General features: G+C 60.5%; 11 protein-coding genes. 7 read left to right on the top strand and 4 right to left on the bottom strand.

From position 1 onward, the window contains the following. Positions 1-649: 649 nt before the first annotated feature. Both GJ633_RS09615 and GJ633_RS09610 read right to left on the bottom strand, forming a co-directional pair. Positions 650-1,156 carry a twitching motility protein PilT gene (locus GJ633_RS09615; RefSeq protein ID WP_156588648.1) on the bottom strand — a complete coding sequence of 169 codons (507 nt, stop codon included), beginning with the start codon at positions 1,154-1,156 and terminating at the stop codon, positions 650-652. Continuing rightward, complete coding sequence (locus tag GJ633_RS09610; RefSeq protein WP_156588647.1) at positions 1,153-1,521, bottom strand: UPF0175 family protein; 369 nt, start codon at positions 1,519-1,521, stop codon at positions 1,153-1,155. The genes GJ633_RS09615 and GJ633_RS09610 overlap by 4 nt, the downstream gene beginning before the upstream one ends. A gap of 420 nt (positions 1,522-1,941) precedes the next feature. Here GJ633_RS09610 and GJ633_RS09605 point away from each other — a divergent pair, with 420 nt between their 5' ends. From GJ633_RS09605 to GJ633_RS09580, 6 genes are all read left to right on the top strand, one after another. Further along, the gene (locus tag GJ633_RS09605; protein WP_394351144.1) at positions 1,942-2,292 is read left to right on the top strand and encodes a hypothetical protein; all 351 of its coding nucleotides are present in this window, start codon (positions 1,942-1,944) and stop codon (positions 2,290-2,292) included. 541 nt (positions 2,293-2,833) lie between these two features. Beyond that, positions 2,834-3,964 carry a hypothetical protein gene (locus GJ633_RS09600; RefSeq protein WP_231741320.1) on the top strand — a complete coding sequence of 377 codons (1,131 nt, stop codon included), beginning with the start codon at positions 2,834-2,836 and terminating at the stop codon, positions 3,962-3,964. Positions 3,965-4,089: 125 nt separating this feature from the next. Then, positions 4,090-4,773, top strand: coding sequence for a hypothetical protein (locus GJ633_RS09595; RefSeq protein ID WP_321169000.1), 684 nt, complete (start codon positions 4,090-4,092; stop codon positions 4,771-4,773). Next, complete coding sequence (locus tag GJ633_RS09590) at positions 4,770-5,906, top strand: hypothetical protein (protein ID WP_156588643.1); 1,137 nt, start codon at positions 4,770-4,772, stop codon at positions 5,904-5,906. Before GJ633_RS09595 ends, GJ633_RS09590 begins: the two co-directional genes overlap by 4 nt. Next, entirely contained in the window at positions 5,903-6,997 is a 1,095-nt protein-coding gene (locus GJ633_RS09585) for a hypothetical protein (protein WP_156588642.1), read from the top strand. Before GJ633_RS09590 ends, GJ633_RS09585 begins: the two co-directional genes overlap by 4 nt. Beyond that, a complete protein-coding gene (locus GJ633_RS09580) occupies positions 6,990-9,002 on the top strand; it encodes a VirB4 family type IV secretion system protein (RefSeq protein WP_156588641.1) in 2,013 nt (670 codons plus the stop codon). Before GJ633_RS09585 ends, GJ633_RS09580 begins: the two co-directional genes overlap by 8 nt. A 31-nt stretch (positions 9,003-9,033) precedes the next feature. Here the strand turns inward: GJ633_RS09580 and GJ633_RS09575 are convergent, their stop codons facing one another. Next, positions 9,034-9,270: a HalOD1 output domain-containing protein gene (locus GJ633_RS09575; protein ID WP_156588640.1), complete on the bottom strand. Its 237-nt coding sequence runs from the start codon at positions 9,268-9,270 to the stop codon at positions 9,034-9,036. 295 nt (positions 9,271-9,565) lie between these two features. On the opposite strand from GJ633_RS09575, the gene GJ633_RS09570 reads away from it, so the two are divergent. After that, on the top strand, positions 9,566-10,438 hold the full coding sequence (locus GJ633_RS09570) for a hypothetical protein (protein ID WP_156588639.1): 873 nt from the start codon (positions 9,566-9,568) through the stop codon (positions 10,436-10,438). 454 nt (positions 10,439-10,892) lie between these two features. On the opposite strand, the gene GJ633_RS09565 is transcribed toward GJ633_RS09570, so the two are convergent. Further along, a partial coding sequence (locus tag GJ633_RS09565; protein WP_156588638.1) for a metal-dependent hydrolase occupies positions 10,893-11,329 on the bottom strand: 437 nt, incomplete at its 5' end.

Below are 11,329 nucleotides of genomic sequence, written 5' to 3'. Positions count from 1 at the left end.
GGTAAGAGACAGGCCTAAAGACCGGGGGTATGCGCTTGTATTTCTATCAATTCGTCAGCGAGATTTTCTCCGCCAGATCGTCTCTTTCCGGGAAGATTCCACGATACAGTGGGAGTATCCCCGTCCGAAATACAGTTCGTGAGAACGGGTGCTACTCGACGTCGTCACCCCTACGGTCACTCACACTCCGGATGCCAACACAACAGCCGAACTGCTGCCCACCCAGCGAGACCACACAATCGCCTGACGAGGACGCTGATCGCGATCGGGATCGGCGACACCGCTGGCGACGCCGTTCGGCACGAGAAGCGCCGATCTATCGGCTCCCAGAGTAGATGAATCAGTGGCACCACCCCCATCATGTGGGCCCTGATCCGACAGTACAGATATTGCGTATCAGAGACGGTATGAGAAGTAAACGGCGGGGTAGCGCGCCATCATCCCGCTCGGGTCACCAGCTGATCTCGGGATCAACGATGCGTACCGCCTGTTAGTGCACCCAGGCGTCAACGACTGACGGGACGGCCACACCACAGCATGGCCCGATGGCCGACCAGCGAAGCGCCGTTTCACACGTTTGGGCACGGCAGTATTGCGGCGGGCAGCGTTGCTGAAACACACAGTAGATAATGACGAACCCCCGTGGGCGTCATCGATACTCCGAGATCGTTCGATACGGGACGTAGTAGCCAATCTCATCGATCCACGTCGACAGCCACTCGTCAGCAGTGGCTTCATCGATCTTCCCAGCATCGGTTGCAGCCAATAGAACGCCAACCGACCCGACAACGGTCACACCTTGGTCTTTCGCAAACGACCGGGCATCTCCGTCGTCTGTCAACAGTCGACCACCGTGTGCGTCGGCGAGGGCGAACGCCTGTGCTTCCCCGGGGTCGAGATGCCCACCAACAACGGCTTCTCTGTTTGCGACAGTATCCGAAATCGTCGCGACTGGGATGTCGTCATCAAGTGTATCGAGTGCTTCCTGGAGATATGGGTGGGTATCAACGCCGTGCTCGAGTTCCTCGCGAACGACTGGTACCGTACGGATTCCAGAGAGGTCAGCAACTACCCACAACTGATCGATGTACGCAAAATTCGAGAGGACAGTCGTGTTCAAGACGCTCGGGTTCGCTGGGAGATCGTGACCTGTCATTTAACACGTGGCTCCTCATCAGACGAGTTCTCATCATCGAATTCGAGTTCGCGTGCTGCCTCTACCTCGTCGGCTGCGTCGTCTTCGTCAACGAGCCCGAGACGAAGTTCAACACCGTGCTCACGGAGGATGTCACGCATCGTCCAGCGGTCGACATCAGCGAGTCTCGCAGCATCACCGAGTGTAATCCGCTCGCGTTCGTAGAGGGCGACCGCAGCTGCAATCCGTTCGTTCTCGTGGTCCTTGAAGTATTCACGCACGAACTCGCGCAACGCATCGCTCTTGCCCCCGAACACACCAGCCTCGACAGCCCCCTCAATGAGGAGGTCGAGGTCATCTGGGTAGGAGCCGGTAATTCGTGCCATTGTTCTGCCCGAGACTACGTCTTCATACTATTTATGAACTGCGCCAGGATGCCATATGCATTGAGACGACCAGTCTCAACTGCTGCAGGATGTGTTCTCCCAGAACTTCTTGAGTCGCCGCTCGATGCGAGCATCGAGCGGCTCCGTATCGATCTTGATGACATCTAACTTTCCGCGTTTCTACTAAGAGCGACAACTGTTAACCAACACACGTGACCGTGTCATCCCCTCGTGTTGGTTAAGTCTCTGCGGCTGGTGATTGATCGGCTGTCTACTCACCCGGTCGTGTCGACACAACATTTATTATTCAGAGCTGGAGTTGTTAGTCTGTTCAGTGATAGCAAGAACCATACGAATCCACGCCCATCCATGCCCGCCAGTGTCCCTCCATGGTCCCCCGCCCGTGTATCGGCTCGCGCGGTGTGTCGCCGCGTTGCAGTAAGCTGTCTACTTGTTGTGATCGTTGCGGTCGAGCCAGCGGCTGCCCAGGAGAGTGCGGTCTGTGAGGTGGATCGGCTCCCGGGAATGATCTCTGGGTTTTTCCAGCTCACCACCGCAATCGGACTGTTAGGCCTGGTCGTCGTGTGGCAGGCTGACTCGCTGATCGAGTTGTTCACCCTCCGTCCCGAACAACGAGAAGGACTCAAGCGCCACAAGCGGACCGCCTTGCGGTCGACAGTGATTCTGGTCGTCCTCGGACCGTTGTACACCGTCGCCGGCAGCGTCATGAACCTCCCGTTGGCGGAGTGTGTTGATCTGACGCCGTGGTAACCTCGCGATGCGGCTTCCCTCGCGAGTGAGCCACCGGGTCGCTGTCGGCCTGGTGGCGCTGGTGTCAGTGGTGGCAGTCAGCACCGCGGCTGTGCCCGCGGAGCCGCCCCCCGCTAACGAAACTCGGACGGTAGATGCACGCGATCCGGATCCGTGTCTCACGCCGGCAGCGTACAACGCCACGTACGGTCACTCCCCGACAGCCACCCAGCGGCTCGCGACGTGTACCGACCTGACGTATGATGCCCCACCCCCACACGCTGCCGCCATGACGGGCACTGCGTTTCAAGCCCTGACGCCTGGTGACGCCACCGCAAGTGTCCACCCGTCGCATGCGGACCTTGAGTCAGAGGGCGCCATCGCTGACGCACACGCGACCGTGTTTGCCGTCCATCCCGCGACCCGTGTCCATATCGATGCGACCGAGACCAGACAGTATATCGCGCCGAACGGCACGCTCCGTGCGCTCATCGATTATCGCGTGCGGGCCCCAACCGACCAGAACCGGTCAGTGGGCAGCCATGGGGTGACGGACGTCACCGTGAGGATTGGTGACGAGCAGGTGGCGACCACCACCGACTCACAGACACCGACGCTGTCGTACGCCACCAGCCAGGTTGGCGAGCAGCCGCTCACGATCACCGCCGAGATCACGGTGACAACGGTCTCGAACGGCTCGCCGCCAAACCCGATCACCCAGACGGTGACCGTCAGCGACACCCGCACCGTACAAGTGTACGAGCTGTCGCCACACGCGTACACCACGCGTTACCCCGACGGCACACACGGGCTCGCCGTCCACCAGCCACAGCCGTGGCATGGGTTCACGCTCACAGCCGATGGAACCCATCGTGTCCGCGGTGTCTGGCGCTACTATACGGCCCGAGATCCCCGGTGGGACCGGCTGGCTGTCAGCCGGGCCAGCGGGACTGCAACGCGTGTGTCGTCGGTGCGGCCGCTGAGTGTGGGTGCGTTTCCAGCACAGATTGGCCCCCGGGCGGTGCCCGTCCGTGACGGCCCCACCCTCACGGCTGTGTGGGGGGTGACAAATCCGACACCGGCGGCACGGCTTCCCTCGAATATCTCGGTGGGCGTGGTCACGAGCGAGTACACCCGGTCGTACGGCCTCGCCATCCGAGACGAGACGCTGCATCCCGAGACGGTCCAGATCCGCGGTGTCGTCCGTGGTGTCTCGGCACCGCTGACGGCAGTGACGCCAGCCGAGCGCCCGATCCGGAAGCCGAACCTGTCGGTGCGGCTCACGGACACGACCGGCTCGGAGGCGACGATACGGGTGACACTGCGGGACCCACAGACTGGAGCCCCGATCCGGCTGGCCGAGTCAAGACCGGCCACGCCGATCGCCGATGACGGGCCAGCTGGAACGCTCCAGATCAACGGAGAGCCGATCAGGCTTGGGCCGAACGGCACCGCCACACGAACGATCGCCGAGCCGGGGTTGTACTCCGTGCGCTTCGAGCCCGCCTCCTGGCGCACGACGTCGCCCGCGTACGTCGCCGCCAGCGACAGCGTGCGCTGGCACCCACTCGGCACCGTCGCCGGCTGGCTGCAGCTGCTCGAGACGGTGATCTGGGGCGCGGTCCCGATCGCCGTCGCCTGGATTGCTGGCCGGCAGCTTGGACACCTCATTGCTGGAGAGTCACCCCCATGAGTCACACCCCACCACCTCGAACACGACGCACCGTACTGACAACGATCGCGGCCAGTGGAGTACTCACAGTCGCCGGCTGTACTGCCAGTGATTCGGACACGCCAGAGAGTGACGCTCTCTCGACAGTGACGGTTGAGGGCACCGAGTTGGTCGTTGAATACGATGCCGACACCGACGCCACCCGGCTGGCTGTGATTGCGCCGTCTGGCGAGGCGTTTGCAGAACGCGAACTGACACCCGGCGCCAGCCGCGTGACGGTCCCACTTGGAACCGCGTATCCACCGGGCACCTACACCGTGCAGCTCGTCGACGGGGAAAGCGTTGTGGCTGCTGTCGAACAGGCGCTGCGACCGGAGATTGTGATTCGCGAGTTGAAGCTTGCGCGGAACCACCCTGAGGAGATGTATGAGGGGGCGGCAGATTTCACAATCACCACTGAAGTAATCGTAACTATCGAGAATGTGGGGTCCGGGCCGGAGAAGATTACCGCGCTCCAGTTTGACGGGGATGTTCCTCGCCCGACGCCGGAGGAACTCGATGGAAGTGGAATAGCGGCGGTAGATCGTCCTGTAAGGTACACTAAACCGGTTATTAGTTCCGGCGAGAGAGTTACACTCTATTCTAGAACATTCCCGTTTTCGCCGAGCGGTAGTGGGGTGGAATGTACGCCAGAAGGAACAGATGGGCAATTCAGAGTCACTCTCAGAGGCAACGTAGCTGGTGAGCTGACCGAACGAGAATACGATGTGGCGTACCAGGGAGAGGATCTCACTAACTGTCAGATCACAATCGAGAGGCCGGACGCATGAGTGGTATCTCGCTTACCGACGTCGGCTACCAGTGGTTCGTCGATATCATCGAGCAACTCACAGAGTGGTTTATTGAGGGGATCACAAATGGGTATCGTGACCTGACTGAGGCACTCTTCGGGACGTCAGTCCCCGAGACCACCAACGGCCTCCCACTCGGCAGCCCGCAGAATGCACCATGGACACGGCTTCACGAGGCACTCGTTGCAGGAGAGGTGACGCTCATTGCGTTTCTGATCCTTGTCGTGTGTGTCCAAGGTCGCCATACGCTGCGGATTTTCAATCTCAGCGACCCGATTCGAGCACGGCAGGTCCGCCGATCGGCATGGACAGGCGGGATCTTAATCGCGACCTGGTACTGGGTCGCTGTGATCACGTTGTACCTCGTCGACGGTTTCACCATCGCTCTGGTGCCGTCCGTTGGAACAGTGGTCGGGCCACTGGTTGATTTCTTTGATGTGACGCTCTCAAACCCGCCACTCGGGTTGTTGCTTACGTTTATTGGCGCCATAGCGATGTGGGCTCTTCAAGCCCTGTTGTTCCTGCGAGAGCTGTTCTTGTACGTGTTCGTGTATGTGATGCCGATCGCACTGGCTGTCGGTTACGGTGGTCTGCCGGTCATCTCTGGGGTTGCGATGCGCGTTGCGGTCAAGTTCATTCCACTTGCGGTGATGCCACTCCCGGTGGCGCTGCTGTTTCGAGGCTATGAGTTGCTCTTCGGCGGAGCTGCAACAGCAGTCACACCTGACAGCGCCTTCTTTGGCTATCTCATTGCGGTCTCGCTGCCGGTCCTCAGCGTGTGGATCATCTGGAAGCTGTTCGCGTACACGACACCGCGGCTCGTCCGGACGGTCAGCAGGGCGACGGGCCTGACAGTGACTGCCGGCGCCGTCGTGGGTGCCGCTGCGGTGGCAGGGCCCTGGGCTGGCGCGACGGCTGCGCGGTGGGGACCGAAAGCAGCTATCGGCCAGACCGTGGCCCACCGGATCGGCCGCAGCGACTCAGCAAGCGAACCGAGCGACGAATCGAGTACCGGTCCCACATCGACTGACGCGACGTCAGCCCCCACGGTGCGGAGCCATGAGGGCGGGTGGGCGTCGTACCGCCGCACCGAAAACGAACCCCGACCATGAGCACTGACTCAGACACGCCCGCGACCCGTCGCGTGATGCAATCGCTTGACGCTGACCGTCGCCTGCCGATCATCGGCGTGTACGAAAGCGACCTGTACGTGTTGCTCAGTCTCCCCATCGCGGGTCTACTAATCGGAACGGCCCTCGGCGTGGAGCCGCTCGTGTTTCCACTCGTCTGTGTCGGCCTTGCAGTCGGGGTGGCCGTCGTGTATGCAGCGCCCAGACAGCTCCCGACGGGCACGTGGCTGCGTGATCTCGGACGGTTCTATCTGCGCCGCCCGCGATGGACCCTGCACAAGGCGGTGACAGCCGAGGGAGCCACCGCATCCCCCGATGACACCACCATCCCACGGCCGTTTGTTGTCGACGAACAGACACAGGAGCTGACGGCGCTCAAGCGGGCGTGGCCGGGCCACGGCGCGATCGAGCGGACGGACGGGACGATGGAGGCGTTTATTGAGATCACACCGGGGAATATGGATTTCGCGATGGCCGACGACTGGGCCACGCGACAGGCCATCGGTGAAGCGTTCGCGAATCAGGAGCTGACCTTTCAGCTGACGCTGTACACGACGACGGATCCGTACCCGGCCGTGACACTCGTTGACCAGCTCGACGAACGGCTCGCGGACCCGGAAGTGTCAGCCAATGAGTCGCTGCGCGCACTCATCACGGCGTACCGCGACCAGCGACCGGCCGAACTCGATGACACCCATCGGATGCGCTACTTCCTGAGGGTCGAGGTCGCGCCATTTGAGGTGTATGAACGCCATCCCGACGAGCGCACGCCGGCCGAGCGGCTCACGACGCTACCGGTGGTCGGAATGTTGGCGACGCCGTTCGTGACGCGCCGCGATCGGCTCACCGACGCGGAGCTCCGCGGGGCACAACTCGAAAAGCTCCGCGAACGGCTGCGGACGGTCGAAACGGAGTTCGTCGCGAAGACGACTGACTGTACAGCGCGCCGGCTCTCGACGGCCGAGATTCTGGGGCTGGCCACCCAGTTCTGGAACGGCGCAGACATTGCGGAGCCGCCCGTGGCTGACCAAGCGGGCGTGGATCATCGACCGCGAGGTGATTCCGATGGATGACGGCCTGTTGCTTGTAACAGACAGCGTCCAGTCGCTGTCACCATCGACGGTTGTCCTCGGACTGACGGTGGGGGGCGGGACACTGGTACTTGGATTCTTGCTTGGGGTGTGGCTGCAGGCTCGGCAGCCAGATCGCGACCCGGAAGTGGATCTGTCGGCGTTCGTCGAGCCGCCTGCGGCTGACGCTGACCCTGCTGGGGAGGTCGCCACGGCGCGTGCACGCCAGCAGGCTGCGGTCGCCCCGAGCGCCGTCGAGTGGGAGAGTCGGCGCGCACAGGTTGGCGACGAGTGGACGACCACGCTCTATATTGCCGATTGGGCAGATTACCCCAACGACGGGTACCTCAGCGAACTGTTCACGCTGACCGACGTCCGATTTCACGTCACTGCCCACATCAGGCCGCGGGATCAGGAGCGGGCGCTCGATCAGCTGCAGGCGGCCGCAGACGACCTGAAGGTGGATGCCGACCTCGAATCAAGCGTGCGAAGCACGTATCTCCAGGACCGGGCGAGCGAGGCGGCCGCGATGTATCGGGCCGTGGAAGCGGGCGCCCGCGTGTTTTCACAGGCACTGCTCGTGACGGTGCGGGCTGCCGACCGGGAGACGCTCGAGCAGGACGTGCGCCGCGTGAAACGGACGCTACGCGAGCAGCCGGCCGAGCTCGCCCCCAAAACCGCGATCTGTGCGCAGGACCGAGCGCTACGCGGGGCGGCACCCATTGGTGGCACGCCACTCGACCGGACGACGACCTGTGTGAGCGGTGCCGTGGGCGCGCTGTTGGCGTCGCCGCACCGACCCACCCTCTTAGAGCCGGACGGCGTCGAGCTGGGCGTCCACCGACACACGGACACCCCGGTCGTCGTGGACCCGTTCGCCCGCGAGAACGGGTACGCCACGTTCACGGTCGGCGATCCCGGCTCAGGAAAGAGCTTTAGCGCCAAACAGCGGTTCATTCGGTCAGTCGTCCACCACGAGGACCGGATCGGCGTGATCCTTGAGCCGCTCAACGACTGGGTCGGCGTGGCTGACGCTGTGGGCGCCCAACGGATCACGGTGGGTGGGACGCTCGGAATCAATCCCTTAGAGATCACGCCGATGCCCGAGCCGGTTCGTCAGCAGTTGGGCGCAGACGCCAGCCCCTTCACCGAAAAGAAAGAGCGCGTGTTGAGCTTCCTGGTGAATTTCTTTGCACACCGTGGGATCACGCTGGGGGATCGGCGGACCACACTTGAGGTCGCCGTCGAGACGGCGTATCGGAACGCCGGCATTACGGAGGATCTCAGCACCCATGACCGGCCAAGTCCAACGCTGCGTGATGTGATCGATGTGTTAGAGGATCTCGTGGCCGAGCCCACCGAGTATACGCTGCGGACAGAGGCGGAAGCCGCAAAGCTGCAGGCGGACGCCACGTGGCTTATTGACCAGCTGCGACCGTTCGCGCCGGACGGCCAGTTTGCGAACTTGGGTCGCGCAAGCGAGATTGATTTCCAGGAAACTGACCTGATCTATCTCGACCTGGCACAACAGGAGGGGCGGGTTGGCGGGCGGACAACGCTTGTGATGCAGTTGCTCATCTCTTTAGTGTACGAGCGGGCGAAACAGACCGACAAGGAAGTGGTGTTCGTGATCGATGAGGCCCGGTACGTGTTGCGTGACGCTGAGAACCTTGCCTTCCTTGAGACGATCTTTCGACACCATCGCCACCATGATCTGTCGATTCAGCTCGTCACCCAGACCGTCGATGAGTTCTTCGAGCGGCCGGAAGCCGAGATGATCCTCGATCAGTGTGCGATCAAACAGTTCCATCGATTGGATGGGATGGATGATGAATGGGCCGACGAGTTCGGCTTGAATCACGCACAAAAACAGTTCGTACAGGAGGCGGTGCCCGGAAACGAGGAACTCGGGTATGCGGAGGCACTTGTGGGTGTGGATGGCGAGTGGCGCGGGATTGAGGTGCGTGCGTTAGACAGTGAAGCCGCGGTGATCGACGGGAACAGCTGAAATGGTGACGTCAGTACAAGACTTCGAACGCTCAATTATCTGTATCTATTTGTGTTCCATCAATGAGGATCTTATCAGCACCTGTTACCTCTACAACGTGATTCGGCGTCTCAAACTGCAAACGCCAAGCGTTACTCTCATGGTGCACCAAATCCTGTATTGCATCCGTTGAGATATAGCGTTGGAGAGAGATATCGAGATCTGCTGGATCAACTCCCTCTACGTCGGCGATACCTTCGCTGATTTGGTCAAGGATAGTCTGCTCCATAAGCGAATATTTCCAGTGGTACGATGAATAATTGTTCATTTTACACTTTATAATTACGATTAGTTTTAGACGTAGGTATATCTGAAGAATAGGACTTCAACAAAGCCGCGTAATCAGGTTTGGCCCACTCTCTGCCAGTCGAGACTTCACGAAGTACCTCAGTATAGACGTACACAGACCGACACACAGAGTGTCACTGACATCTAAATTGAAATATTAATAATCCTTCTCCGCAAGCAATCTTTTCTCCTTGACTACACTTCAATAAAATTGCCTTAACTTCTGGTCATGTACCATGGTAGACACCAAGAAGCGGTCGTTCCTCAAGGGGATCGGTGCATTTACAGTTGGAAGCGTTGCGTTCAACTCGGTCACTACGGCCAATAAAGGAAAAGGAAATGGCTCCGGTGGGAATTCCGGGTTCCCGCCGAAAGGGATCACCTCGTGGGGCGGCTCTGCCCCGTACGGTGAGGGCGAAGTACGTTCCTTCGCATCGGTGACGCCCTCTGGCAAGCCGAAGTACGTCGGCGTCCACTACTCCCCAGGTGCGTTCGAGGGGCTCCCGTATGCGGATGAATTCGAGGATGGCGACGCGAAGGGCCTGAAAAAGAACGGCTTCTGGACGCAACCCGCCAACATTTCTCTTCCGGACAACGTTCCAGCCCCGTTTGAGTACGTTGGATTCGGATGGAACCCACAGGGACACACCCCTGAGGGTGTCTACGACGTGCCGCACTTTGACATCCACTTCTACTTCAACGAGCCTGAGACGATCGGCGGGATCAAGGGCGGCGAATTTATCGAGGAACTGCCCGGCGAGACGATTCCGGAGGGCTATCGCCTCATCGAGAACGGATTAATCATCCCGAAGATGGGCGCCCATATGGCTCCGAAAGACGCCCCTGAGTTCGACGGTGCTGAGTGGGAAGACACGTTCATCTGGGGAACTGCGGACGTGGACGGCGACGACGAGTACGAACTCAATTTCGTCGAACCAATGATCACCCTCGATTACCTCGAAGGACTCCGTGGTGTCGATGCACAAGATATCCCCCAGCCGGAGAACTATCCACAAGACGGACAGTACCCGACCACCTACGTCCGCCGCAAACTTGGAGACGGAGGCGCGGTTGTCGCGCTAGCGGACTTCGAGGAACAGCAAAGCTAAGTACTCCCTTTTCGGTCTCCACAAGGTCTTATATAACCATACTACGGAAATTTCACGCCGGAAATTAGTCGCACCCCAGATCTAAACTTCGAGAGTCGGAGAATACCCGACGCTCCGGGGCTGTTGAACCTTATATTCGCGTCGAGCGGCCCGAAGTCACACCATCGCAGTTGCGAGACATCGGTACGTTTGTTCGATTACGACGGTGGGGGAAGCAGTTCCGTAAACGTACAATCGCTAGTCTCATTCACAGGCTTTAGCGAACGGGTGTTTCAGCCCATAATATGTCTGAAGGATTGGATTTCAACAGAGCCTAAAGACTGTGTTTGACGTGGAATATCCGGCCTTGCCGGTATCGGTGGAGCGTGTCACTGAGTGACGGCGCGTATAAGACAGTCGACAGACAATATCGTGGGCATACACCTTGCCAACGAAACGAATCGACGCCGGTAGGTCACGCAGGGCTCCGGTGCGTCTCTGTCCAGTACTGTCGCACCCAGAGTCCCACGAACACGACGACTGCAAGGGCGATGACGTGTCGCTGGGGATGGGTTCCCATCTCCTGATAGATCCGGAACAGCCGAATCCACGGGGGCACATTATCAGCAGGCGACTCTGAAACGGGAAACAGCGGGTACAACAGAAACCGTGCGGCCCACAGATCGCCCGCAAGCAAGAACCGATAGGTGTCGCCGAGCAGGTGACTCACGTACCCGATGGCGAACGCCGCCGGGGTGACGACCCGGAGCCGTTCGGGAAGCGTCTCGGCCGCCCAGCGGCCGCGAACGCGTCTCGCGACCCACCAGACCGCGAGCGAACAGATCGCGAACGCGAACACCGAGTGGGCCAGCGATCGGCCGTACGTGAGCACCTCGAGATACGCGAGCGGTT

Origin of the sequence: Halorubrum sp. CBA1125 (assembly GCF_009742825.1) — an archaeon.
Taxonomy (GTDB): domain Archaea; phylum Halobacteriota; class Halobacteria; order Halobacteriales; family Haloferacaceae; genus Halorubrum.
This window is presented reverse-complemented; position numbering and strand designations above follow the sequence as displayed.